General features: G+C 37.4%; 22 protein-coding genes. 7 read left to right on the forward strand and 15 right to left on the reverse strand.

The window, feature by feature from the left end:
* The 4 genes from EGI22_RS10450 to EGI22_RS10465 form a co-directional block, all read right to left on the reverse strand.
* On the reverse strand, positions 1-210 hold a 210-nt coding region (locus tag EGI22_RS10450), incomplete at its 3' end, for a transposase (RefSeq protein WP_255068278.1).
* Between the two features lie 5 nt (positions 211-215).
* On the reverse strand, positions 216-563 hold the full coding sequence (locus EGI22_RS10455) for a transposase (protein WP_255068280.1): 348 nt from the start codon (positions 561-563) through the stop codon (positions 216-218).
* A gap of 128 nt (positions 564-691) precedes the next feature.
* On the reverse strand, positions 692-1,513 hold the full coding sequence (locus EGI22_RS10460; RefSeq protein WP_255068282.1) for a sterol desaturase family protein: 822 nt from the start codon (positions 1,511-1,513) through the stop codon (positions 692-694).
* 27 nt (positions 1,514-1,540) lie between these two features.
* Positions 1,541-2,176, reverse strand: a complete 636-nt coding sequence (locus tag EGI22_RS10465) for an START domain-containing protein (protein ID WP_255068283.1) — start codon at positions 2,174-2,176, stop codon at positions 1,541-1,543.
* Positions 2,177-2,756: 580 nt separating this feature from the next.
* Between EGI22_RS10465 and EGI22_RS10470 the strand changes: the two genes are divergently transcribed.
* Entirely contained in the window at positions 2,757-3,185 is a 429-nt protein-coding gene (locus EGI22_RS10470; RefSeq protein ID WP_255068285.1) for a septal ring lytic transglycosylase RlpA family protein, read from the forward strand.
* Positions 3,186-3,417: 232 nt separating this feature from the next.
* Here EGI22_RS10470 and EGI22_RS10475 read toward each other — a convergent pair whose 3' ends face one another.
* Positions 3,418-3,846: a RagB/SusD family nutrient uptake outer membrane protein gene (locus tag EGI22_RS10475; RefSeq protein ID WP_310588143.1), complete on the reverse strand. Its 429-nt coding sequence runs from the start codon at positions 3,844-3,846 to the stop codon at positions 3,418-3,420.
* Between EGI22_RS10475 and EGI22_RS10480 the strand changes: the two genes are divergently transcribed.
* From EGI22_RS10480 to EGI22_RS10505, 6 genes are all read left to right on the forward strand, one after another.
* Entirely contained in the window at positions 3,777-4,499 is a 723-nt protein-coding gene (locus tag EGI22_RS10480; RefSeq protein ID WP_255068286.1) for a DUF5916 domain-containing protein, read from the forward strand. The two genes, EGI22_RS10475 and EGI22_RS10480, sit on opposite strands and share 70 nt — an antisense overlap.
* A gap of 256 nt (positions 4,500-4,755) precedes the next feature.
* Entirely contained in the window at positions 4,756-6,306 is a 1,551-nt protein-coding gene (locus tag EGI22_RS10485) for a hypothetical protein (protein ID WP_255068288.1), read from the forward strand.
* A 174-nt stretch (positions 6,307-6,480) separates the two neighbouring features.
* The gene (locus EGI22_RS10490) at positions 6,481-6,684 is read left to right on the forward strand and encodes a hypothetical protein (RefSeq protein ID WP_255068290.1); all 204 of its coding nucleotides are present in this window, start codon (positions 6,481-6,483) and stop codon (positions 6,682-6,684) included.
* 2 nt (positions 6,685-6,686) lie between these two features.
* Positions 6,687-7,487, forward strand: a complete 801-nt coding sequence (locus tag EGI22_RS10495) for a hypothetical protein (RefSeq protein ID WP_255068292.1) — start codon at positions 6,687-6,689, stop codon at positions 7,485-7,487.
* Positions 7,488-7,791: 304 nt separating this feature from the next.
* On the forward strand, positions 7,792-8,541 hold the full coding sequence (locus tag EGI22_RS10500) for a hypothetical protein (protein WP_255068293.1): 750 nt from the start codon (positions 7,792-7,794) through the stop codon (positions 8,539-8,541).
* Between the two features lie 28 nt (positions 8,542-8,569).
* Positions 8,570-9,733, forward strand: a complete 1,164-nt coding sequence (locus EGI22_RS10505) for an MBL fold metallo-hydrolase (protein ID WP_255068294.1) — start codon at positions 8,570-8,572, stop codon at positions 9,731-9,733.
* Positions 9,734-9,739: 6 nt separating this feature from the next.
* Here EGI22_RS10505 and EGI22_RS10510 read toward each other — a convergent pair whose 3' ends face one another.
* The 10 genes from EGI22_RS10510 to EGI22_RS10555 all read right to left on the reverse strand — a co-directional run bounded on the left by EGI22_RS10510 (position 9,740) and on the right by EGI22_RS10555 (position 26,247).
* Positions 9,740-11,959: a glycoside hydrolase family 127 protein gene (locus EGI22_RS10510; protein ID WP_255068384.1), complete on the reverse strand. Its 2,220-nt coding sequence runs from the start codon at positions 11,957-11,959 to the stop codon at positions 9,740-9,742.
* Positions 11,960-12,065: 106 nt separating this feature from the next.
* Entirely contained in the window at positions 12,066-13,499 is a 1,434-nt protein-coding gene (locus EGI22_RS10515) for a family 43 glycosylhydrolase (protein WP_255068295.1), read from the reverse strand.
* A gap of 38 nt (positions 13,500-13,537) precedes the next feature.
* The gene (locus EGI22_RS10520; protein WP_255068296.1) at positions 13,538-14,281 is read right to left on the reverse strand and encodes an acetylxylan esterase; all 744 of its coding nucleotides are present in this window, start codon (positions 14,279-14,281) and stop codon (positions 13,538-13,540) included.
* A gap of 45 nt (positions 14,282-14,326) precedes the next feature.
* Positions 14,327-16,258, reverse strand: a complete 1,932-nt coding sequence (locus EGI22_RS10525; protein ID WP_255068297.1) for an alpha/beta hydrolase-fold protein — start codon at positions 16,256-16,258, stop codon at positions 14,327-14,329.
* Between the two features lie 26 nt (positions 16,259-16,284).
* Positions 16,285-17,403, reverse strand: coding sequence for an alpha/beta hydrolase-fold protein (locus EGI22_RS10530; protein ID WP_255068299.1), 1,119 nt, complete (start codon positions 17,401-17,403; stop codon positions 16,285-16,287).
* Positions 17,404-17,530: 127 nt separating this feature from the next.
* The gene (locus tag EGI22_RS10535; RefSeq protein ID WP_255068300.1) at positions 17,531-19,603 is read right to left on the reverse strand and encodes an alpha-L-fucosidase; all 2,073 of its coding nucleotides are present in this window, start codon (positions 19,601-19,603) and stop codon (positions 17,531-17,533) included.
* 25 nt (positions 19,604-19,628) lie between these two features.
* A complete protein-coding gene (locus tag EGI22_RS10540) occupies positions 19,629-21,158 on the reverse strand; it encodes a glycoside hydrolase 43 family protein (protein ID WP_255068301.1) in 1,530 nt (509 codons plus the stop codon).
* 74 nt (positions 21,159-21,232) lie between these two features.
* Entirely contained in the window at positions 21,233-22,897 is a 1,665-nt protein-coding gene (locus tag EGI22_RS10545; RefSeq protein ID WP_255068303.1) for a glycoside hydrolase family 43 protein, read from the reverse strand.
* A 17-nt stretch (positions 22,898-22,914) separates the two neighbouring features.
* Positions 22,915-23,757, reverse strand: coding sequence for a sialate O-acetylesterase (locus EGI22_RS10550; RefSeq protein ID WP_255068304.1), 843 nt, complete (start codon positions 23,755-23,757; stop codon positions 22,915-22,917).
* A 33-nt stretch (positions 23,758-23,790) separates the two neighbouring features.
* The gene (locus EGI22_RS10555) at positions 23,791-26,247 is read right to left on the reverse strand and encodes a glycoside hydrolase N-terminal domain-containing protein (protein WP_255068305.1); all 2,457 of its coding nucleotides are present in this window, start codon (positions 26,245-26,247) and stop codon (positions 23,791-23,793) included.
* Positions 26,248-26,304 lie beyond the last annotated feature (57 nt).

A 26,304-nucleotide genomic window follows, 5' to 3' on the forward strand; every position in this document is an offset into this window, starting at 1 on the left:
GAGCTCACCCTTCCATGCTTCAACTAATATTTTTTGAATTTTATTCATATCACAATATTTAGCCAAATAACCTCGAACACGACTAATAAACGCATTATCACGAATAACCTCATTTAATTTTAACCGACAACCACAAAACATTTGGTAAGAAAAATTGGTCTGGAAAGCTGCCATCAGTTTTTCATCACTTAAACCAGTATAATGTTTCAAAAACATTAAGCCAAAATAACTCGAACACGACTAATAAACGCATTATCACGAATAACCTCATTTAATTTTAACCGACAACCACAAAACATTTGGTAAGAAAAATTGGTCTGGAAAGCTGCCATCAGTTTTTCATCACTTAAACCAGTATAATGTTTCAAAAACATTAAGCCAAAATAACCAGCTTTTGGAAGGTAAGATGGGGCTCCAGCAGGGTGCCTCTTTTCTGGGAGAACTTTAACCAAATCATTCCAAGGAATCAGCTTGTAAATTCGCCCAAGCTCGGTCGAATTATTGAAAAAATACCATTCAGGAAAAATTGGGCTATCAAAAGAAAATAATGTATTTTGCACCATATTTTAGGGAGGTAAGGTGCTCTAAAATACACAAAAAACCCCAAATTTCCAAGAAATTGGAGGTTTTCGGGGTTTTGTTTTTAAAATATAGTACTGGTAATTAGTAGGTTACGATACTTAAGGACGCCCTATTTATTAGATAAGTGATTTTTGAAAGGAATTTTCATAAGATTTTTGAACCTAAGATTTTGAGAATTAATATTCTCAAATTCTTTTACATCTAGACCAAAAACTACGTCTTCTTTACTTAAATAATAAAATGTACCAAAAAGTCTATCCCAAACACTGAACAGATCGCCATAGTTACTGTCTGTATAGGGTTGTTTCTCATGGTGATGAACATGATGCATGTTGGGAGTCAATATAAGATATGATATATACTTGTCAATTTTATCTGGCAATCGCCAGTTACTATGTATTATGATTTTACTCACAACTTGAACGAACTGATGAAGACTGATAATCCAAACAAATGGTCCAAGAAACCAGACAGCTAACATATAATGTGACAGCCTAATGGTGGTTTCCATTGGATGCTCTCTCAGTGAAGTGCTGACGTTTAAAATTTTATCTGAGTGGTGTACTGCATGAAATCTCCAAACTATAGCAATTTTATGCATCAAAAAATGATATAACCAATAGAAAAAATCTAAGAAAACAAAACTGATGATAAGTTGTGCGACTACAGAGGTAATACCTATATAATGTAGGAATCCGTAATTGTGAATGTTTTCAAATACCAAAACATCCATAAAGATAAATCCAAGTAAGGTCTGAAATATGAACCCAGGGATGATAAAAAGGAGGTTAGTACGGAAGTTCTTAAACTTTAAGGATTTCTCAGTAACTCCAAAAAAATATTCTATATTTAGACAGACTAAAAACACCCCCATAAAAATAGACAATTGGATGGTTTTATGATGTTCGTCTAAAAATGTCAAACTTTCCATTTCTTAAATATTTTGAAAAAAGGTTTATTAATTTAATATAGCCAATTCGTTGTTCTTGATATACTGTTTTTCAGTCAAAACTTTCTTTAGATTCTGAATGGTTTTTATTGGTCCATCTTCTAAACTAGCATTTACTAACCAAATAGGAATAGCTCCTCCTGGGTTTGAACTGAAAACATATTCGCCTTTTATTGTATTTCCAGTTGGCGTAAACGTCCATTTAGAATTAAATTCCTTTATCCTGATTTGATTAGGATCTTCTTCAAGTGCCTCCTCAACTGCATAAGAAACAGAAATAACTTCTTTGGTTTGCAGGTTTTGAGAAACTTTGGTTCTTATACAGACGTCTCTATCAGAAAGCGGCCAAGGAAAATCTAATTTATTATAGTAAATCATTTCGGACATGCTGATTTGTTTTACTTTTTTTGAATAAGCTGCCTTGTATACCCATTTCGGGTAACTATCAACATCGCGAAGTGCTTCTACAATTGTGCTTAAACTACAATCAAATGTGGTCTGAATTTTAACTTCGTTAAGACTGCGGTTAGGTATTTCTCGATAGTAAACTTTAATACCTTTTGTTTCTTTAATAAATTTCCATTCCGGCTTCTGTGAAAAAACAAGCGTTGTGCAAAAAAATAGGAAAGCACTTAAGTAAGCCATTTTATATTTCATAATTTTTCAAAAAACCATATTAATGGAAATTGTTAATGATATTTAACGAATATGTATTGCAATAATTTTTTAAAGAACTATAATCATTTCTACGTTAAAAAACATTTTTTGATTCCAATCTCAAAACATTATTAAGAGAAATTCATTACTGCTATTTTCTCATTCTATAAACGTAAAAATTAATAGCAAATATACGAATGATTATGAAGTTCTATTTTAAAATTATTTATGTTTTAAATTACTAGAAATTATACTGATTATTTTGCCACTTTTAATGAGGAAATTTGAGATCAATTACAGTTATGGCAATTATATCCCTTTAAAAAATCCAATTAAATTTTAATTAAATTGCTTTAAAATAAGCACTTGTCCAAACACAATATTGTAATATTTCAAGAAATCGTTATATTTTTCATCATACTGAGGCGAATTTTAAGGCTATTTTAAGGTCTTTAAAAATTGAATGTATTTGTTTTGTGTAATGGAAAACAACAAGAAAAGTTCTTTTAAATTATTGTTACCTGTCTACTTTTTACTGATTTGCTCAGTACAATTGCAAGCTCAGAGCTTGAAATCGTTTACCGGAAAGGCGTCTTTTTATCACGAAAAATTTGATGGAAGAACCACCGCAAACGGAGAAATATTTGATAACGCAGACTTCACCTGTGCCCATAAGAATTTACCATTTGGGACGATATTAGAAGTTGTGAATCCGAAAAATGGAGAACGTGTTATAGTTAGAGTGAACGACCGAGGACCATACACCGAAGGAAGAGTGTTGGATTTGTCGTATGAAGCCGCAAAAAAGCTTGGGTTTACCAAAAAAGGTGTATCAGATGTAAAGGCGAGGGTTATTCCTCCTCAAAATATTCTGTACCCAACAAGCCAAAACGTGAGCTCACCATTGGACTCTTTTTATGAAAACAACAAAAAAAGGTATCTTTACCCGATTGTTGATAGTAAAAAAGATATGAAAAGGTATATCTATAAGATGTAAAAAAAACATTGTATAAAAATTGAAGACACTCACAAATTTGATAGGTGAGTGTCTTTTTTTTTAAGAAAATAACTATTAATAAGGAAAGTACGATTTCAATTTGTTCCTATTCTCCTCCCTTACTTTATTCTTATCTAAACAAAACTTATAAGGCTAAAAAGAACAAAACCAGCTAACAAAGTCGGCTGGTTTTGCGTTTTCAATCATATTCTCTATTTAACCATAATTAATATTAATAACCTGGGTTTTCAGTAAATTTAGGTCTGTCAGTCACTCTATCAATTTGAGATTGAGGAATTGGCCTAAGCATGTGAAAACCCTGAATATAAGGGGCTGCCTCTGGATTCCATGCTTTAACTCTTCTCACAAGCGATTTAGTTCGCACCAAATCATGCCACCTTTGCCACTCTCCAAACAGTTCGCGGCTTCTTTCATCTAAAATAAAATCAACGCTAACATCACTGGCAGTAATTACAAGAGCAGAAGCCGCTTCGGCGTTTTGAGCTGATGTATTAGTTTTTTGGAATGCCGCCCTAGCTCTTACCACATTGATAAGCTCAGCTGCTTTTGCGTTATCCCCCGCTTTATGATATGCCTCTGCACCTATTAGATAAACCTTCGCAAAACGATTTTTATGAACCTCGGGTTTTAGGCAGGGTATTCAAAAGAGGAAACAGTGTTGGGCTAGGTGGTTGGATAGAAACAAATAATGCAAAAAAATATTCTGGTTATGCCGAACTGTTTGATAGAAAATACTTTAATTTTTATAATGTAAACCTCTCTCAACTGAATTTTAGTCATAAATATCGATTCAATTCAAAATTCTCGATTCGACACAGCATGGATATCAATTCAGCAAATAATGGTTTGGGTTTTACAACCATACTAGAGGATAAATCAATTTTTGCAATCAGAAAAGTAAAATCTATTGACAATACGCTGAATTTGAAGTATAGTTTCACCAATAAAATGGGCTTGACTTTCAGAGCAAGACATTACGGCAGTATAGTAAAAAACAAGGAATTTTACGAACTCAACATGGATGGCACATTAAAAAATCGGACAGATATTAATCAAAATCTAGATCGAAATGTTAATTATTTTAATATTGACATGGTTTACACTTGGCAATTTGCCACAGGAAGCTTCATGAATGTGGTATGGAAAAATGCCACAGTGCATAGTTCAGACAAGGCCCAAGTCAGGTATTTTGATAATATCCAGAATACACTTCAAGCAGAGCAAAATAATAACCTATCCTTAAAGTTAATTTACTTCCTTGATTATCTAACTTTAAAAAAAATACTAAAATAAAATAAGGCTAAACTATTTTATGTCTGAAAGTGAACTGCAACTGTCCACTTTTGGACATTCCCCTTTACACATTCTTTTCTTAATAACTGACTAACAATTGCTTATATTTTTGGCATAGGTTTGAATATAGTATATGAAATTATGAAAAAGCTATTGCATTGCTCTACCAAGTTTGGCAAAAAAAGTAAACTTTAAGTGTTTCTAATGCAAAACCTTTGACCTTGACCTCAGCTGTCAGTTGCCTAATAATATCAGCTTGCCAGACATACAAGCGGCAGGTGTGACGCTAGCCCCTGGCGATAAATTTACAGCAGGTGATTACACCGTGGTTATTACCGAAATAACCTCAGGCGACCCTGCGGGTTACAAAGGCACTGGGTATGTAGAAATGAAGCTCGTAGCGGGTATAATTGCTAAAAAAATAGCCGTTGACTTTACCAACTTAGTAGTAAACGAATGCTATGAAATGGCCTCTGGAGAGGTACAGACGCAGTATGACCCAAACTGGGGAAATGTGATTGATGTAGATGCTGGTATTGACGATGTGAAATCAATAATAGATAAATTAACTGGTAAAATAGAAAACTATGATGGAACTGAATCATCAAAGCAGGAGATTTGTGAGGGTCTAAACAACGTGATGCAAGAGATTACTAATAATAATGAATTTACGGAAACCCAAAAGGAAAATGGTATTTTCTTTCTGAATAAATCAATTGAAATATTTAATTCTTCATGTTTCACATGTAACAATGCAGCTTTTGGTGGAAGGCTTTCATCCACAAAATTAGGAGAATGCAAATTAGATGAATTCAAAGCCGAATATACTAATTTTACTTCTAGCATACAAAACTCGAAATGCAATTGCACTCCTGACAAAAGCCAGTTACCTAGTCTTAGTACTGTAAAAAATGGAGCAAGACGAATATTAATTTGCACTGAAAATGCACAATCACCAGCCCCAACACCATGTAAAGAAGTATTCTATGCATTTACAGGACTTTCATCTAGTAAGTTAAACAATAGAAATGCAGCAAGTAATGTTCCGAGTAAACCAATTGGCTGGTTAACTGAAGGTGAGTATATTCAACAATATCTAGAACTATTTAAAGCTATTGGTGATATAACGGGAACCTTTTTTAGTGTTGCTAATAGGCAAAATACCATTTTAAAAGAATCTGCAGCTATTGTCGAGGAGTTTTTTACCCAACACCCAGAAAGCCAATTCGATCCAGAATTTCTTAAACTTGCAGGAATCCAGAAAGACAAATACGTCCAAAGTGCTAATTTTAAGGTATCAGGTACTGTAACTCCAATATATCTCAAATATGAAATATTGAGTTTAGGAACAATCACAATGTGGAAAAACATAGCCACTAAATTCTCTACCAAAGCCTTCAGATTAGCATTTGAAATTTCTACTGCTAAAATTATTGAGAAAAAAACAAAAAAAGAAATTGCTGAAATAGTAGCGAAGAAAATTGTAACAAAAACACCTGCACCTAAAAATTTTAAAGTTAAGGTGGTAGTAAAAGATGAAGTCGTAGATAATGTTCAGCTGCCAACATCATTAATTGTTGAAGGAACACCAAATCAGGTCGGTTCCCTTGGTTCTTCATCTACTCAATTTACTGATTGGGAAACGGTTTTGAAAAATGCAATTCCTGATATAACATCAATATATAAACGAACTTGGGCTACAAACTCTGTAAATTCTGGAAAAATTAGTGTAAGCAATGAGATAAAAAATGCAATTATTGAAGCAGCGGATATAGCTGACAATAACCTTTACGGGGATAGAGTTTAGGAAATATTTACACAATTATTAAAAGAAAAAACCGGCCTAGAGGTTGTTAAAGATGGAAAATGTGGACGAAATTGCCTTGACTTAGTATTAACCGATAATATAGATAATATTGATGAAGCTACTATTGTAATTTTTGGAGAAATAAAAGGTTCAAGAGCAAATAGAATCGAATGGGTGTTCAAGGAGGCCAGAGGTGGGCATGAAATGCAAAAAGTATGGCTGGAGTCTGTTAGAGATCAATTATTAAATACTAACCCTCAAAGTAAAGCAGGTAAATTGCTAGAAAAGGCAATTGAAGAAAAAATTGAAGTAAAGTATATTGGAGGCTTTGCAGACAAATTAGGAAACACTTATATTGTACCAATAAAAATAGATTAAAAGTGAACATTGAAGATTTAATAGAATCAATAAATAAGGATATTTCAGAGAACGAAAAAATAAGTTATCTGAATGAGAAACCAAATGCTGCTGCTGCTCGTGTCTATAGTTTAACTAATAAATATTATCGATTGGCAAATATTATATTAAATAAAGACGAAGGAAATTACGAAATAGCTAAAAAGCTTTATTTTAAACAATGTAGGGGAATTGAATTTGATTATTGGATTGGGAAAGAATATTATCCTCAAATAGCAAAGGGAAAGGAATTTAATTTACATGGTAGTGTTGGAAATTATTTTGATGCATTTATTCTATGTGACCATGATTTAGTGATTAATGAAATTTTAAATGAAATGGAACATATCTCGCAATTTAAAAAGGATAAGCGATTGTTTCTGTTTTTTGCATTTAAATATGTTTTGAACAAAGACTTAGAGCGATCAAATGAATATTTCAAATTGTTTAAAGACAGATTTGATAGTTGGAATAAGGTGCAGTATTTGGCAGTAAAAGGAATTTTGGAAAATGATGTTGAGATAATTAACCAAGGAATAAAATTAGCAATAAAGGAAGATACAATCAAATTGAAAAATCAGCCAGAGTACCTTAAAAATTACTCACCTAAGGCAACAGCAGTTGCAAAATTAGCATTGAGATTTGGTTTACAACCTGACATCTCGAGTAAGTTGATAAATAGGTATTTGCTCGTTCATAAACCAATGGAGTTTGAAGATATTGATGATTTATTTCTAAAAATAAATATAGTTCCAATTAAGAGTTATGATTTGAAGAACTATTAATCTACATCATACCAAAAAAAGAAATGGAGAATTAACTCTTTTAAAAAATATTACATGACTTAACAAATACAAATGTTCACAATAATTTTTCAACTCTTACTTTTGGTAGCTTGCCAAACTGAGGAGATATTGATAGAGCCGCCTGTTTCGCTTACGGGTAAGGTGCAAAAGCTAGTCCGCTTTTCGACATGTTCCGTTAGGGCATGTCGAAGCTAGATAGATTAGGATTTGTAATCCTAAAAAGATATTTGTAAACACAAACAAAATTTAAAGTAGTAAGTAAAACATGACCAAACAAATACAAATGCTAGCAATAATTTTTCAAATCTTGCTTTTGGTAGCTTGCCAGAGTGAGGATGGGCTGGTAGAGCCTGTTTCCCTAACAGGTAAGGTGCAAAAGCTAGGCTTTTTTACAGGCAACACAGAGGAGCGTAGCTATAATTTTGGGTATAATGTAAAAGGGGAGCTTACCACCATTAATATAGTTACAAATGGTAATACATCTGCCTACAAACCAGTACTAGACAGCAGCGGCAAACTGATATATCTGGTGTTTACCGCCACCAAAGATAGTACCAAGTATACCTACAACGCCAAAGGCTTACTAAAAGAAATACAAGCCTCACAGGGTCGCAAGGAGACGTTTGAGTATGACAAAAATAATCAACTCACTTACTATACCAAACAAACCCTAAAAGATGGCTCCATAGTATATGATGAGGTGCGTAGCAATAAATGGCAAGGTAACCTGCTCATTAGCCAGATCACCAGCGTACCTGGCAAGAGCTATGAAGAAGAAGCAATGACCTATACCACTGAAATCAATCCACTAAAAACACTCTTTGAGACTGAGCTACAGGCAGTGCCTATGCTGGAGCCTTTCGGTATGTGTGCTATGATGCCTAAAACCAGCATGAGGCTATATGGGGGTCTTAATCTAAAGTTTGAAGCCAAATACGATGAGGGCAAAAAATTAACCGAGCTTCAGCTCAAAGAAGAAACAATAAATGGTTTGAATGCATATAAGCAAATAGTAATCACCTATTTCCCATAATAATTTGAGAAGCAATAATCGAAAATATATGAAAAAAACACTACTTTGTTTAATTTGGTTGTTGTGCACGGCAGTCTTAGCCAATGCCACAGAGCCTACAGTACCCAAGAAAAATTCCGTCACAGCAGATGCTAATAATGTGATGAGCTCTCATATGCTTATGGGGCTAAATAATTCTCTAAATAATTTTAGACTAAAAGAGCAACTTTTAGAGTCTATTATAGCTCCTGACTTAATGCTTGATTTAGAAGAGCAGGTCAGTCAAGAAGCTGGAGATGATCGCAAATTGGCTTCGGGCCTAATGAATTTTTTAGATAGTCATTCGGATCAAGTCAAAGAAGACCTCACAAGGAATGACCTTGTGGTATTGCCAGTTGGTTTGAAGAAAAAGATTGGAGATAACTCTACAGTTACTTTGGGGATATTAAAGGCAGAGTTTCACCCTACTTATGCAGAGCTTACGGTTTTTATAAGACTTACTACTCCTGTAAATAGTAAAAATAGTACAATTAAAGAGCGAGATTTGTTTTTTGGGGTTGAAGGCATCAAAATTACCAAACAAGGTGGTATGAGTGCTGCTGGTTTTAAGGCAGTGTTATTGGGAGATTATTTAATACCTTATAACGAATGGACAGTAAAACTTAAAGGTGGTATTGATAAAAGTATAGAGCCTGTAGTACATGATGCTAACCGGTGCTATATAGAATGGAATTGTGGAGAATTTAAAGAAATAAATCTAGCTGCTGATATAGTAATACCACGCAGCAAGTTATTACCTTGTGATGCCGCTGGTAACGTAATTCCAGCTATACATGGTGTAAATCCGCTAAGTGCACTTTTAGCAGGAAAAGTAAACGGCTATTATATTTCGATTTATAAAGATGAAGAAACATTCTATACGAATATTACCAGTGACACAGTTTATAAACAGCAAGTTATAGACGCAATACTAGGCAAAAACATTGATTTAATGATACCCAATATGGATGCTGCCAAAGAAGGCTCTTGGATAATGACCCTAACACTAAACACCAAAATGCTCAAGAAAATGATTTCGAAACTAAATCCTAAAAAGGTAATTCCTGTACATTATGGTACCTTTGAGCATTATGTTGAACCTCTTGAAAAAATCAAAAACCTAAAAGAGGAACGAATAACTCTTTTAGGTCTTGGTGAAACTTATCAACTTTAGTTATTCTTAATTTTTTAATATCCGAATCTGAGTCATTCTCGCTGTTGGCATTTTATTTTTTGCCGATATCTTCAAATTCAAAAGGTCTGATTCTGTAAGCTGAATTCTTAGTTTCTTGTTTTCAAATGATAGAATTTCCAATACTTTTCCATTTATTGTTATTTCTATGTTTTCTATTTTGAACTCATCCAAAGCACTAATTTCAAGATACTTACCAGCACTATTTCTATTTTGTAATTGATAGGAGATATAAGAACGGGTATTTCGCCAAAATTGCTCATCGTCATAACCCGAATTACTTTGTTCTCCTTTGTATTGATGGTCTACTTCGGGCTGCTGCTCTCCACAGTTTATTTTGTCAATAGTGCGGGCTTCTAATGCCAATAGTGCTATTTCATTTTGTTTTTGAATTTCTTTTTGCTTTTCATAGTCCTCTTTGGTCAAGGTTTGAAAGTACATCTGATAACGAGCGTCGTGAAGGTCAAAAAACGGTTGAAGATGCAAGGAATCTAGCGTAAAATTCAGATTGTCTATTGGTTTTAATTTAGTCAAATAATTCTCTGGTTCATCCACCAAAGCATAAGCCGTATTGATTGGGAATAATTTTCCTTTGGTTTCGTGTCCCATGCGGCTGTCGTCTGCAAAAAGTCCTTTTAAATCTTCGGTGGAAGTTTTAGCGGCCAAAACAATTGGACCACGGACAAATGCCGCCCAATTGGAATCGTAAGGCAGGTATTCTAGTCGCGTTTTCATTTCGAATTGTATCGAAACCCTATCGCCTTTTTTCCATTTTCTTTTTAGACCAATATATTCCGAAGGCTTGGCATCGAATTTTTGCACTTTACCATTCACCAAAACTTTCACACTTTCGGCCCATTTTGGATACCGAATATTGAGCGTAAACGCTTGTTTTTTAGTCAAATTCAAGGTCAAATCCGAAGTGTTTTCATAAGGGAAATTTGTCTTTTGAATCAGCTGAATGCCTTTTGCTTGCCAGTTTAATTCAGAAGGAACAAACAAATTGACAAACACATCCTCAGTGTTGTGACTGTAAATCAACTCGCCGTATTTGCTATGGTTCTCTATTCCAGAGCCCACACAGCACCACATACTGGTTTCGGGCTGCGAATACACTCGGTAATGATTGGGGCGAATGGGCGTAAAATACACAAAGCCTCCTTTTTCTGGATGCTGACTCGAAAGTATATGATTGTATAAGGTACGCTCATAAAAATCAAGGTAACTGACATCATTTTTATCTAAAAACAAAGCCATACTTAGTCGGAGCATATTGAAACTGTTGCACGTTTCAGGTCCTTGATTGCTCACCAACATTTTCTTGAAATCGTTGATGGGATTAAAATGTTCACGAAAGCTATTGCCGCCAAAGGCCACACTGCGAGTCTGGGAAACATTTTGCCAAAAATACTGTGCGGCACCTGACCAATCGGCATTGCTTGTGAGCTTTGCTATTTTCTCAAAACCTATCACTTTTGGTATTTGGGTATTGGCATGCAATCCCGTGAGTTTATCTTCTTTGGCAAGTAAAGGTTTCAAAATGCTTTGATGAGAAAGTCTTTGGGCTGCATCCAGGTATTTGCTTTCCTTAGTGATGATATATAAATCAGCAAATACTTCATTCATTCCACCATGTTCGGTGCGTAACACTTGTTGTATTTGTTCGTCACTTAATGGTTTTATGAGTTCCAAAAACCAATCGCCCAATCCAATAAGAACCTTCTTTGCTTCTTGATTATCAGCTATTTGGTAGGCATCTCGTAAGCCCGCAAAAAGCTTATGAATGTTATATAAGGGTACCCAAGTATTATTTAAACCAAAGGTACTTCCATCAATATCTCCTTTGTGAATTCTGTCCCAAAACACTTTACCGTTAGGAATACCGCCCACATATCCATTTCCATTTTTTGCTTGACAGCGGGCCAATTCGCTCACCATATATTCCAAGCGACTTTTCATTTCGGCATTGCCAGTGCTGGCATACATCATGGCCAGAGCAGACAAATAATGTCCTCCAATGTGACCGTCTAAACCCGAACTTTCCCAGTTGCCGTATCGCTCTGCTTTGAATGGCAATTCCGCATCAATCAAATAGGGTGCAAGTAATTTATCAGGATTTAAGGCTAATATGTACTTTAAATCAACCTCTTGAGCATTTTTGAAGACACCCTCGGTCAGTTTTACGTCTTGCAAAAGAAAAGGCTGCATTTGAGCTGATGCAAGGCTTGAGGATAATAATAGGAATAATAAGGTCTTTTTCAATTTTTTCTAGATTAAATAAACTTTGAGGACGATGATATAATTTACCTTGTTTTTAATGCACCCTAAAATTCCACTTCGAATTATCACTCTTAAAATCAAATTCTGCTAAGGTCGGCGTGCTATCTCCTGCAGACGATAAGACCAGTTTTTTCTTCGAGTTTGGTATCATTTTCGGCATTATACGATAGCTTCCATCGGTTAGCTGGTCGATTCGCCATAGTTGGTCATCGGAGCCTGTAAACTGAGGCACAGTCTTAACTTCTCCATTGGTGGTAGCGGTTAAAGCTCGCTCCGTGCCTGCTATTACAATTTTATAATAGGGCCCGCCCAAATATCCTGTGGTATCTGGAGCATCAGTAATGCTCCATTGTTGGTGTGGTCGGTTCATGTAATCGCCTATCCTTAAACCAATTTCACCTGTAGGCCAGCTGTCTGCCACATCTTTGAGCTCTTGGGCAGCCATGGGTACGATGGGCTCGTTGGTGGGCCTTCCAAAACCACCTTGACCGCGGGGCATACGGGTAAAGTCTACCGCAAGTTCTAAACCGTAGCCTCTTCTCACAGATTCAATTTCATAGGTACCTTCTTTGAATTTTTCACCGGCTATCGGCCATCCATCTTTCCAAATAACAGGTAAAATACCCAGAACACTCTTTCCACCTTGGTCTAAATCGGCTTCGTAATGTATAGACATTTTCTCTACGCCTGGTTCTAAAATTATATGACCAAAATGCCCTGGCCCTATTAATTTTCCTCGGGTAGCCACTACCATTTTGCCGCCACCTTCGAGCATACTGCGACCTACATTGTCTATAAATGGTCCTGTTGGTTTTTTGGAACGACCTACCACCACATTGTAAGTAGAATTGGCACCGTCGCAACAGCTGCCATGAGTGGCCAATAAATAATACCAGCCATCATTGTAAACCATAGTTGTGGCCTCACACACCAAAGCTATATCCACGGGTTTGTTGCCACTTTTTAGTTTTCCCGTTTTAGGGTCAAGCTCTATTACTCGGCTAAAACCATAGTAGGTTCCGTAGGTCATCCACAGTCTTCCGGTAGTAGGGTCAAGCATAAGCCCCGGGTCTATGGCATCACATTCTTCATAGCCATCAGAAGTAGCCACCAATTGCGGTTCGCTGTATTTGAAATCTGGCGAATTGGGGTCGAGCGTATTGTTCCACATGGTATATATGATTCCCTTATGGTCGGTACTACCGCCTGTGGCTCCATACGCAATGAGGTATCGATTGCCTAATTTTATGGCATCGGGAGCAGCCCCTCCACCAGGCCTTACACCTCCGCCATACCAGGTCCAGCCGTCGTTGGAAATCAACCCGCCACCACCAGTGCCAAAAGTGTAGAATTTGCCCTCACACTCCATAATAGTGGATGGGTCGTGTATAAAAGGTCTGCCTGTCTGAGCCTGAAGGTCACTCGTATAAAGCAGAAATAGAACGCTTATTATATTAAATTTCATCATTATTGTAATTTTTTAGATGGTGTTTCTAAATACATTCATCAGTCTTTGCTGATGCTGAAATTAGTAACTGGATTGCCTTTTTCATCAATAAAACGCATGCAGAAATTGATCATGCCGGGGCCATTGATAACCGCTCCGCGAATGATATTTCTCCCTTTTTTTAGGGTGATTCTTTGTGAACTCACATTATCGACAATCATATCTCTGTCACCTGAAAGCATCAGCACTTCCTCGCCATTGAGCCAAAACATTCCTCCCGAATTGCACCCGGCAGTCATTCTTACATTTTGTAACTCTTGGGGGCTGTCTATTACGGTTACCAGCCAAAAAAGCAAACCATATTTGGGTTGATTGATGTCATACGAAAAATTGAACAAGTTGAAATTGAAGGTTTTACTATCTAATGCATACCATTTCAAGTTCTGCTCACCTATTTTTACCTTTTCATCTTTCTTGGGAATAGACATAAAATCAGTAGAAAAGTTATCAGCCAAAATATTGGTTCTAAGATAATTGTCTGTAAAAATATTATTACGAGCAATCTCTTTTTTGACGGGTTCCAAGACATTCCATCGCTGTATAAAGCCTTTGCTGCCAGGACTTATTTTAGCACTGCTTGAGGGTATAAAATGCCGGCTTAAGTTGTGACTGGTATCTCCTTTAATGGGAATCGGTGGCAGCACTCGTCTTGGAGGTCCTTGGGCTTTGCTTGTTTGTGCACAGCTTATCATCAAAACAAAAGTGATGATAAGCCCAAAACTGGGCTTTAGATTTTGATGCATTTTTCTGTTTATATTAAGGTTGAATTCAATTTTTATCAAAATTTACTATTTAAACAATAAAGGTGCAAACATATACAAATCATGTCGCCACACCGGCCAGGCATGACCTCCTGGATATTCGCTGTAGCGGTATTTGATGCCCATTTCGTCGAATTTTTTCATCATAATTTGGCAATTCGCATGTGCAATGTCTTCTTTGCCACCCTGCGAAATCCAGAATTCTTTCAGATTGCTATTAATTGCTGTCTTGTTTTTCTCCATGAAATCATATTCTGGCCCAGAAAGGTCGCTGTTATTTGACCACCATCCAGAGCTGAAAACACCCAGATAATTAAACATATCGGTATTTCTTAAACCTGCATGTAAAGTCTGTAAACCACCCATCGACAATCCTGCCAAAGCACGGTTTTTTGCGTCCGTTTTGGTTCTGAAATTGGCTTCTACATCGGGGATAACTACATCTTTGAGCTCACGGGTAAATTGTTCCAATGCTTTGGTATTAAAGCCCGATATTCCACCTCCACTGCCATACATGTTGCCATCCATCATGACTATAAGCATAGGTTCGGCCTGATTTTCTGCTAAAAGATTATCCATAATCAAATCGGTTTTGCCCTGTGTAGCCCAGCCTCGCTCGTCTTCTCCACCGCCATGTAGGATATATAACACAGGGTATTTTTTATCCGTATTTTTATCATAGCCTGGTGGGGTATAAATGAAATATCTCTTCCAACCAAAAGTCACATTAGAGAAATAGCGTTTCATTCTGACTTCGCCATGTGCCACATCTTTCAGTGCATAAAAATCGTCTCCAGGAAAAGGAATATCTATGCCACTGGCCATGCGGCCCATACCGTAGAATGTTTCTGAGGCGGGGTCTGCCACTGCTAGGTCATCTATAAGCAAAGAATAATAATGAAACCCTGGGCCTATTGGTGGCGTGGTAACTGTCCAAAAACCTTCTTCGTCTTTTAACATGTCATGTTTTCCACTGAGGTCTATCTGCACTTTTTGGGCATTCGGTGCTTTTGTTTTAAATACCACTCGGTTATCAGGTAAAATTTGTGGGTAAGCTGCATTCCGAATATTGGTAGATGCTGGCGTGCCCAGCACGGTGTATGAAGTCAAGCTTGCGGTATCCACAGGTTTAAATAAAAACTGTGAAAACATGTACAAACCATTTTTCCAAACTTTGAAATCATGCACACCAGGCTCTAAATAGTACACGTGAGGTACGTTATTTTGATACATATACTCATGCGTACGTTTGGTAAATGTCAAAAGGCCATCTTTATCTCCACAAGAAAGCCAGAGGAATTTTAGCTTGTCTTTAGCCGTCTCAGGATTAGGCATCAACTCTTTAGGTGCTTTGGTATTTGGAGCTGACGAAAAACCTCCTACCCAAGAGAAAGTGTCCAAATTTCCCAAACCAAAATTGAGCGACTGACCGCCACCCATTGATAAACCAGCTATGGCTCGGTTATCTTTATCCATAAGTGTAGGGTATTTTTTATCGATAAAAGGTATCAGGTCGTTCAACAAATCTTTTTCAAAAGTGGCAAATGCTTCCACCTTCTCTTTGTCAAAAATGTTTCCAACAGCTCGGTCATCTTTCATGGCTCGGCCATTGGGCATAACTACGATCATCGGCTGTATTTTGCCTTCATTGAAAAGATTGTCAAGAATAACCTGAGGATTTGCACCCTTTAGCCATTCTTTTTCATCGCCTCCAATGCCATGTAACAAGTAAAATACTGGGTATTTGGTCTTTTTATTATAGCCAGGGGGTGTATAAACCAATGCTTTACGAACGGAGCCAACGGTTTTTGACGCATACGTAATGCTATCTATCTTGCCTTTGGCAGAACCAATTGAGCTTAGTTCATAGCCTGTGGGCATTTCTTTTTCTATTTTTTGAGAGAAAGCCAAAGGACTAAAACCAAGAAAACAGATGATTAAAACTGCTATTTTTTTCATTTTTTTGAAGATTTTATTTGCAAGACTTATTTAAAAAGCAAGGGAGCCAATTCCTTTAAACTTCTTCGCCAAGTTTGGAATTCGTGACCCGTGTTGTCGGAAACATAGGTGGTCACTTTAAATCCCGCTTCTTTTAGTTTTGATGCTGCGTCCAGAATTCGTTCTGGCTTTTCTTTACTTCCGCTACTTAGAAATATCATTTTTACCTGTGATTTATCCTTGATTTCTTCTGGTAAATATATACCGCCGCTAAGTAAGCCATAGTACGAGAATACGTTTGGTTTGTTAAGTGTGATTGTTTTGGTTTCCATACCGCCCATCGAAAGACCAGCCATCGCTCTTTTATCTTTGGTTGCAAGTGTTCGGAAATTAGCATCCACATAAGGAATCAATTCATCCACAAGCACAGTTTGAAAAGGTTCGATTCTGAAGTCTTTCATGCCTCCCCATTTTATTTCGTTGGTCATTCCGTAGGTATTGACAATGATAAAAGGCTCAATTTTTCCTTCAGCAATTAAGTTATCCATAATCAGATTGGCATGTCCTTGATTCATCCAAGCGGTTTCGTCTTCGCCCCAGCCATGCTGTAAATACAATACCGAATATTTCTTATCTGTATTTTTGGTGTATCCTGGAGGGGTATAAACAAAAGCTCTACGAGAAGTCCCAGTGCTTGGTGATGGAAACAATACCTGCTGCACATGCCCGTGAGGTACGTTTTTCAACGCATAAAAATCTTGGTCGTGAGCTGGGATTTCAATGCCGCTTTCCCAACGGGTAGAACCGTAATAGTTCATTGCACCTGGGTCACTAAATTTTCCTCCATCAATTTTAACATTGTAATAGTGAAAACCTTCGTCCATTGGGCCTTCTGTGGTGCCCATCCAGGTGCCATCTTCCGCTTTTGCGAGTTTAGTACCACCTTTGCCGCCCAATCCTAAACTCACTCTTACGCTATCTGCTGCTGGAGATACTATTTTAAAACGAGCATAACCTTGAGAGTTGACCATTGGATAATCTTGCTGGGGCTGGTTTTTGCTTGAAGGTTTGAAGTCTTCAATCACAGTCGTTTGCTGTGCCTCCACATGGTAAATACCGAAAACTAATGTGGCGTAAACGGTTAATTTTTGGATAGTTTTTTTCATTGTTTTTTATGGTTGAATATTATATAAATTATTTTCTAAAAATTTCATGGTATGTAGTGAACAAATATTCTTAATAATTCATCAAATTGCGTCGATCAAAAATATATTAGGCTTGAATATGAATTTCCTAATTTGTTATAATTTCAATTTCTGCTATTCCTGCATTACTATTTTCGCCAACCGTTTTGGTTGCTTTTAACTTTATGTATCTGACATTCATAGGATTAAAAGTTTTCACTTGCCAAGTTGGGTTATTTTTAATATTTGAAAATTCGCCATCGCTTACCACTTTCCAATCCAAATTGTTTTCAGAAACAAAAAATTGGTATTCTGTAATAATGGAAGCTTCTGCCCACCAATTTTGGTCGGAAAGATACCTAAACCCACTAATAATCAAATTTTTACCTAAATCAATAATGAAATCATTTTGAGCTTTACCCAATTGAAAAGAAGTATAATCGTTTCCATCCAAAGCCTTATTTGCATTCAAATCTTCTGTTCCTAAAACCTTCCACAAATTACGAGAGATTTCAAAGTTCTCTTCAGACACTTCGCTGCTGAGTTGATTACTCGGATCGTAAGCCACTGCTTTTACATTTATTTTTCCATCATTTGTCGGAATTACACCTTTGTATTTATTAGATTTTGAACTTGGTATACTTCCATCTAAGCTGTAATAAACCTCCGATTCTGAATCGCTTGACTTTATTTCTACCGCACCACTCTGGTTACGTGTGATATTAGGTGGAGATAGAATAATAGGAGCTAAATACACTTCCAAATTGCTAATGAGTGGGCAAGCTTTGGCGTCGGTTATGTGTAATCTAATTTCTGTGGCAGTAATGGTTGGAAACCTTAAAATTCGTTTATACCCTATGGTCGTTTCTTTAGCGATTTCTTTCCAAGAACCTTGTATTTTAGCTTCTAAAGTAAAAGATTTCACCCTTTGGCCCAGTTGAATAGGCTCTTGTACCAAAAAGCGATTGAATGTGGTAGGTTTTGCAAAACGCAAAGTCAAGGTGGCATCATTAGTATTATCATTGGCTGCCCAATAAGTTTCAAACGAAGAATCAATGGCTTTTTGAGCATTAAATTCTGGGTTTTTTGCCCTAATTTCAGATGCAGATGCAATAGCGTTTTTTGTCAGATTATTGGCAAATGCCTCTTTACGTGCTTCTGCAAAAGCTAAAACATTTTTTTCATCGGTAGGATGAATAAGACCATTCGGCATGATGGGAAAATTGAGCAACAAAGTACCATTTCTCCCGACTGAATGATAATAAGTGTCCATCAATTGAGGAACAGTTTTTACTTTGCCGTCTTCTTTAGGATGGTAAAACCATTCTGGACGAATAGAGGTATTTACTTCCCCAGGAACCCAAGCATTTCCGTTTTCTACCCCATGGCGAAGCATATCCTCAGGTACATCACCTTTGGCATTTAACAAACTCCAATTGGTTTCGCCCACATAACCAGACTCGGTGCCTACCCAACGGAGGTAGGCACGGTCGCCGCCATCGTTCCAAATCAGCATTTTGGGTTGCATTTTTCGAACTAATTTGTAGGTATTTAGCCAGTCGTAATACGTTTTAGAATCTATTTTACGAGTTTCGTTGGCTCCTCCATAATAGCCAGAACCACCATTGGCACCATCAAACCATACTTCAAAAATATCTCCATAATTGGTTAATAATTCGGTGAGTTGATTCCGGAAATAAGTGATGTATTCTGGTTTTCCGTAATCGGCATGATTTCTATCCCATGGAGATAAATAGACGCCAAATTTTAGTCCATACTCCTTGCAAGCGTCAGATAGCTCTTTTACAATATCGCCTTTTCCGTTTTTCCAAGGGGCATTTTTTACAGAATATTCGGTGTATTTTGAAGGCCATAGACAAAAACCGCTGTGATGTTTTGCCGTAAAAATGATACCTTTCATGCCTGCTTCTTTGGCTATTCTGGCCCATTGTCGGCAGTCCAATTTATCTGGATTAAATATCTGGGGGTCTTCATTTCCCAATCCCCATGCCATATCTGTGTAGGTATTTACAGAGTAGTGAATAAAAGCATAATATTCCATTTTTTGCCAAACGAGTTGGTTTTTTGAAGGAACCGGCAATAAGGGTATAGGTTTTTGTGTAAATCCTAATATTGAAGTTAACAGCAATACACCTATTGACAAAAAAGTCCTTATTCTCATGTGAATATTTTTTAATATTGAATATTTAATTAAAAATCCTAAACCAATCAAAATCCGCATAGCCACCAGTTTGCTCTGTGGCATAATTGAAAAGGCCAAAGCGATAGCCCATAAAGTGCGGCAGCGTATAAGGCATTTTCATAGGAGCACCTATGCTCTCCCAATTTTCACCATCCAAACTATAATAAAACTGAGCCACATCTTTTCTGTCCTTGAAATCGCAATAGGCTTTGAAGTACACTGTGTTTTTCTTTAAAAGAATTCTTGCCTCTTCTGCTTTGCCAGAAGCCAAACTTGACATAACGATATATTTTTGACCGTTTTCTGCTTTTACACCTACAAGACCATAGTTTTTTTGAAGCAAACAAAGCCCTGCAAAATCACCCTCTTTCATGCCTTTTACCTTAAGTTTTGTAGAGCCAGTACTTTCTGGACCGATGGTTCTTTGGGTTAAAGTATTTTTTGCTAATACAAATGAGGTATCAATTCGCCCCGTTTTTAACCGCAAATATCCTTTTTGGACAGACCAAAGTGAATTGTCTGGATTGTGATTCCACTGCCATTGCAAGGGTAATTTGGCTTCATTTTTCTTTCTATTAAATTCGTCTGAATTAACAAGTTCTGGAATCAAACTTTTGTTGGCTGGCAAATCCAAACTCATGGGCACTTTGCCATTTTCGCCCAAAACTGGCCAATCATTTTCCCATTTTACGGGCACCAAATAAGGAATACGCCCTACGCCTCCATTGTCTCTAAATAAATAAGCGAACCAACGGCCATCGGGTGTATCAATCAATCCACCTTGAGCTACACCCAAATCCTGCAGACCTAATCTGCCTTCCCATGGTCCATTGATGTTATCTGCTCGGTGAATCACCACCGTACGCATAACACCTCTGGGCCAAGTGATATTGAAAAGATAATATTTACCATTGACCTTAAATAACTGAGAGCCCTCGGCCCCAAGCATGATATTATCACCTGCGGGAGCACTGGCGTTCTCTATCAAAACTTTCTCTTCTACTCCGGGCATCGGTCCTGATAAATCAGGTTTGAGTTCTAAAATTTTGAGTTTGCCTGCACCATAAATCATGTAAACTTTGCCGTCATCATCAAAGAAAATGGTTTGGTCATGGTAAGCAGGTGCAAAAGTTTGCCCAGTCCATGGGCCTTTGATGTCTTTGGACCTGAAAATGTGGGTTTTGCCAGATGTGGCCGCAAAGGTGTTGATGATAAACTCTCCATTATGGTAGCGGATGCAGCTGGCCCAAGAGCCTCTTCCGTAGGTGCTCTGGCCATTTTCGAGATTCATGGCATCGTTTTCTACCAATCTATCATAGCAATAACTTTCTATTTTCCAGTTAACTAAGTCTTTTGAGCTCATAATGGGCAAACCAGGACTCATATGCATGGTAGTGCTACTCATATAATAGGTATCACCCACGCGAATCATTGACATATCTGGCACATCGGCGTGGATGATGGGGTTATGAGCTTGACCGAACCCCAATTGGCCAGCTATTAGATATAAACAAATATTTAAAAGTCTTTTCATGTTTTTACTTTAAACCTCACCCCCAACCCCTCTCCACAGGAGAGGGGAATATAAGCTTATTCATTTTAATTCCATCATTTCAAAACTGCGTCATTGCCGCTGTATTTTAAATACTTAAATGTTGCGTTATTGTCTGATTTTTCACCGTTTGAAGTGGCGTACATGGCATATACACAACCTACAAAGCCACCCGAAAACTTCGTAGAAAGGTGCTTTCCGTCTTGGTTTTCAGCCAAAAACTTGAAATCCTTACCGTTTTCTGATATTGCAAAATCACATTTATCGCCTTTGGTAGTTATACGCAATACTAATTTTACGTTTCCAACAGGTAGGCTATTTATCAACTCAAAATCTTTTTTACGATGCACACTTTTATATAATTCTACCTGCGTTTTACCATCTTTGATAGATTTTGCCAAAAAGTAATAATGGCTTTCATCTTGATAAATTACCAAGCCCGCTTTCTCATTTTCGGATTTCGGTGAAAAAACGAGTTCTGTTTCTGCCGAGCTTGTTAAATGTTGCTGACGCTTACCCACGAATGACGGATTACCCAATTCAGAAATCGTTTCGGGTTTTAGTTTAAGTGATAGTCCATTTTTGGAAGTTTTGAATGAACTACTATCAACAGTTCGCAAGTGCATCATCGAAAGGTCGAGTCCCTTATCAAACTTCATGGTATAAGCAAAATTTCCGTTTTGCGGCAAAGCTCCTTTTTGTTTTACTTCTTTGATGTTCGTTTTGTATTTGTATTCAATCTCTTTTTCGCCGTGTTCAATCATAGGCCAGTCGTTTACCCAAGTGAGTGGAGCAATGAACATTTCACGACCCGTATTGTAATAATCACCCTCGTAAGGGCGAACAGCCAAGAAAATCGAATACCAATTTCCGTCTGGTCCTTCAATAAATTGGGCGTGTCCAGCCGAAGTAATTGGATTTGGACGGTCGGCTGGTAAACCTCTTTGGGTCAAAACTGGGTTTCCTTCATAAGGTACGTAAGGCCCCCAAATATCTTTGCTACGCAAGGCCACTTGTGAGTGATTGACAGATGTTCCACCTTCAGCACAATACAAAATATACCAATCGTTACGTTTCAAAATGTGTGGCCCTTCAATCCAAACCGGTTTTTTGCTAATATCTACACCACCGTTTATCAATTGCTTTTGCTCTCCGATAGTTTTTAGGTTTTTGTAATCAAATTCGTACATTCTTACTGTGCGGTGACCAGGGTAAAGGGGCTTATTATCAGGAGCATCGCTGTTGTAAACCACATAAGCTTTATCGGTGGCTTCGTCAAAATAAATGGAGGGGTCAATACCTCGTACTTGGTCCATTTTTACAGGGTCGCTCCACGGACCTGCCGGGTTAGTAGCTGTCACCACAAAGTTGCCGTCATGGTCAATATCGGTACAGGTTACATAGTAAATACCTTTGTAATAAGTAATGGCAGGGGCAAAAAGTCCACGGCTCATGCGTTCACCCATAAAATCCATCTGCGATGGACGGTTGATTACATTTCCAATTTGTTTCCAGTTTTTCAAATCACGGCTGTGCATAACAGGCAAACCTGGGAAATAGGAAAAAGTAGAATGAACGGAATAGTAATCTGCCCCAACTTTTACAACACTTGGGTCAGGATAAAAGCCTGTCAAAATAGGATTTTGAAGGGTAATTTGAGCAATGGCCCAATTGAAAATTAATAAATTTACAAGCGTAAAAAGTAAGTTCCTTTTTTTCATTTCTTAAATATTTGGAATTATTTATTTTTTAAAAGTTCTAACATGGTATCAGCATAACGCTTCCCCAAAATACGATACCCTTCAGCACTAAAATGAAGATTATCAGCCACATCCGGACAAGCTGCAGACGAAATTATGTAGGCGTTGGGAATGGTTTCTGGCAGTGTTGCAATGATTTTGTTCATGCTAGCACATATTCCGCCTTGGTCGACATTTACAACTTCGCCAGCTAATAATGGAGTAGATTCCGCACTGAGATTTAAATCTTTCAAAAGATTGTCGTACACAATTTTAACCTTTTGGGTCCAAAGTGAATCCCCTGTATTTGATTCACCCTGATGCAGCAAAATGCCTTTTATCACGCCTTCTTTTTGGGCTATTTTTGCCATTTCTACCAATCTTCCATAAGGGTTTCCATCGTATTGATCTATCATGCCCTTCATCCAATTGGGTGCGGTAGTTTTGTAGGATTCAAAATTATCCTTGTCAAATAATTCTATCTTACAGCCTCCTATGGCCACATTGATAACCCCAACTTTTATTTCTTCGGGCAATTTGTCCACCAATTCTCTACCAAAATAATCAGCGGGAGTTAGACCGGTTTTACATCTGCTTAATGGCGGCACTGCGGTATACCACAGACCTTTTTTTCTATTCAAATTATCACAATCTACAGCTTCTAAAACCTGAAATCGGGGATTCACATTTACCGTATCCTGTGGCTCAAATCGGGCATTTCCTTCCATATTTGACTGCCCCAAACATAAATAAATATGGAAATTTGGATTTTGAGAAAAAGCGGCATTCGCCATCAATAATATGGTAAATAAGATCCCAATTTTTGCTTTACTGTTTTTCATTATAACGATGTTAATATTCTGTATTTTAAGAAATTAATTTGCTAAAAATGTATATGTTTTACCTATTTGGGTAGCTAGATCAATTACAATTGTTGGTTTTAAATCCATGACTTGAATAGTTGATAATTGGGAAACTATAGGCTTCGCAGTTTCATTGGTAAAATAAAAAGGATTTGGGTTTTCACCAGTTGCTAATTTGACAGCTTGTCCATTGTTTTGTTTCATTTTATTGGGCAATCGCAACCTTAAATTTCCTCCTAAGTTAGATTTTACCACCAATTTGACAAGCTTGGCATCTTTCCATTGCATTTCAACAATTTCAAAACCTCCAATGGCTTTTAGCCCCGAAATTTTACCAGAAGGCCAAACGTCTGGCAAGGCAGGGAGTAAATGCACTGCTCCATCTGAACTTTGCATGAGCATTTCGGTAATGCCCGAAGTACAACCAAAATTGCCGTCAATCTGAAAAGGTGGGTGAGCATCGAAAAGATTATTGTATGTTCCGCCAGCACCACGCTCGTTGCCGATTGGCGTTAGCTGATTTTGAATCAATTTATAGGCATGATTGCCGTCTTGTAATTTCGCCCACCAGTTTACTTTCCAGCCCATGCTCCAGCCTGTGGAAACATCGCCACGATGCAAAAGCGTATTTTTAGATGCCGCAAAAAGCTCTGGAGTTCGATAAGCCGAAATCTGATTGGAAGGGAACAAACCATACAAATGCGAAATATGGCGGTGATTGTCATTTGGGTCGTCAATATCATCCAACCATTCCTGTAGTTGGTTATGTTTACCAATTTGCATAGGAGGCAATTTTGAACGCATAAGAGTCAAAGTATCGATAAATTTTGCATCTTTTTTCAGAATTTCAGCGGCTCTGATGGCTGTATTAAAAACATCAAAAACAATCTGATTGTCCATCGTTACACCTGCATCAAGCGAGGAACCACCATGAGCAGCCGGGGCATTTTCTGGAGAATTGCCAGGGTTTACCACCATCCACTTGTATTTTGGGTGTTCTATCAAAAAATCAACATAAAACAGAGCCGCACCTTTTAAGGCAGGATACACAGATGCTAAAAATGCCTTATCGCCAGTGTATAAATAATGCTCCCATAAGTGCTGACTTACCCAGCCGCCACCCGCAGTCCACATACCCCAAAAAGCTCCATCAATGGCTCCGGTTGCTCTCCAAATATCTGTATTATGGTGAGCCATCCATCCTCTGGCTCCATACATATCTTTGGCTGTTTGTTGCCCAGTAAGTGATAATTCTTTCACCATTTGCAAAAAAGGCTCGTGCAACTCTGAAAGATTGGTTTTTTCGGCTGGCCAATAGTTCATTTCAGCATTGATATTGATGGTGTATTTACTGTCCCAAGGAGGACTTAGGTGTCGGTTCCAAATACCTTGGAGATTTGCAGCCTGCCCACCGGGTTGCGAAGAAGAAATTAATAAATACCGACCAAACTGGTAATACAAAACCACCATCTGTGGGTCGTTGGTGTTTCTGAAGTTTTTCAAACGTTCGTCCGTTGGCAAAATACTAGCCTCGGTAGTTCCCAAATCTATTTTTACTCTGTTAAAGTATTTTTGATAAGCAGCAATATGAGCCGATTTTAATGCCTCATAAGTTTTGTTGTAAGATTTATTCAAATATGAGGCGGCACGTTGCTCTTCATCGCCGCTTATGTCATTATAATTGTTGAAATTAGAGGCTATAGAAATAAAGATTGTTGCCGAATTTGCCCCTTTTATGATTAATGAAGTATCTGTTTTTGAAATCGTACCACCATTTAATTTGATACGAGAAATTCCCATAAACTCAACAAGGCCTTTTATTCCATCTTGATCACTGGTGGTTCCGTTAATTTGTAAATCATTGTTTTTAACTGAAAGGGCTTTTTTCTTGTGAGGTGAGCTATAATTTGCTGTAAATGAAACCGCTCCAATTTTATTGGCAGAAATACGCATTACGATAATTCTATCGGCAAATGAAGCGAATGCCTCTCGAGTAAAATTCACGCCATCTACAACATAAGTGGTTTTTGAAATGGCTTTTTCAATGTCTAATTCACGCCTATAAGCTGCATATTTTTCTTGACCATCAAAACTCAAATTAAGATTCCCCACAGGCTGAAACATCTGGCCATGTGACTTTTTGGTAATGATGGCTTTGTTGGCTAAGTTTTCTGCTTCTTTGTGCTTACCCTCAAAAATCATCTTTCTGATTTCGGGTAAAGCCTCCAAGGATGCTGGATTATCATTTCGATTTGGACTTCCACTCCAAACTGTATGTTCGTTTAGTTGGATTATTTCTTTTTCAACATTGCCATAAATCATTGCCCCTAAACGACCATTTCCAATCGGCAGGGCATTTTCCCAGGTATTTCCCGAAGGTTGGGCGTACCATAGTTTTAGGTTTTGACTAGTTTGAGCATTGGCAACCACCGACACTAATAATAGACATATTATTAAGGACTTTTTCATGTTTTAAGGTTGAATATCTAAATCTATAATCTCTAAAATCAATTTTGAAACCGATTG

The organism is Lacihabitans sp. LS3-19 (genome assembly GCF_024343575.1).
Lineage (GTDB): Bacteria > Bacteroidota > Bacteroidia > Cytophagales > Spirosomataceae > Leadbetterella.

Coding starts and splice junctions, on each gene's coding strand:
- EGI22_RS10455 (WP_255068280.1), bottom strand. CDS start 563: ATGGTGCAAAATACATTATTTTCTTTTGATAGCCCAATTTTTCCTGAA.
- EGI22_RS10460 (WP_255068282.1), bottom strand. CDS start 1,513: ATGGAAAGTTTGACATTTTTAGACGAACATCATAAAACCATCCAATTG.
- EGI22_RS10465 (WP_255068283.1), bottom strand. CDS start 2,176: ATGGCTTACTTAAGTGCTTTCCTATTTTTTTGCACAACGCTTGTTTTT.
- EGI22_RS10480 (WP_255068286.1), top strand. CDS start 3,777: ATGCCTCTGCACCTATTAGATAAACCTTCGCAAAACGATTTTTATGAA.
- EGI22_RS10500 (WP_255068293.1), top strand. CDS start 7,792: ATGCTAGCAATAATTTTTCAAATCTTGCTTTTGGTAGCTTGCCAGAGT.
- EGI22_RS10505 (WP_255068294.1), top strand. CDS start 8,570: ATGAAAAAAACACTACTTTGTTTAATTTGGTTGTTGTGCACGGCAGTC.
- EGI22_RS10510 (WP_255068384.1), bottom strand. CDS start 11,959: ATGCAGCCTTTTCTTTTGCAAGACGTAAAACTGACCGAGGGTGTCTTC.
- EGI22_RS10515 (WP_255068295.1), bottom strand. CDS start 13,499: ATGATGAAATTTAATATAATAAGCGTTCTATTTCTGCTTTATACGAGT.
- EGI22_RS10520 (WP_255068296.1), bottom strand. CDS start 14,281: ATGCATCAAAATCTAAAGCCCAGTTTTGGGCTTATCATCACTTTTGTT.
- EGI22_RS10525 (WP_255068297.1), bottom strand. CDS start 16,258: ATGAAAAAAATAGCAGTTTTAATCATCTGTTTTCTTGGTTTTAGTCCT.
- EGI22_RS10530 (WP_255068299.1), bottom strand. CDS start 17,403: ATGAAAAAAACTATCCAAAAATTAACCGTTTACGCCACATTAGTTTTC.
- EGI22_RS10535 (WP_255068300.1), bottom strand. CDS start 19,603: ATGAGAATAAGGACTTTTTTGTCAATAGGTGTATTGCTGTTAACTTCA.
- EGI22_RS10540 (WP_255068301.1), bottom strand. CDS start 21,158: ATGAAAAGACTTTTAAATATTTGTTTATATCTAATAGCTGGCCAATTG.
- EGI22_RS10545 (WP_255068303.1), bottom strand. CDS start 22,897: ATGAAAAAAAGGAACTTACTTTTTACGCTTGTAAATTTATTAATTTTC.
- EGI22_RS10550 (WP_255068304.1), bottom strand. CDS start 23,757: ATGAAAAACAGTAAAGCAAAAATTGGGATCTTATTTACCATATTATTG.
- EGI22_RS10555 (WP_255068305.1), bottom strand. CDS start 26,247: ATGAAAAAGTCCTTAATAATATGTCTATTATTAGTGTCGGTGGTTGCC.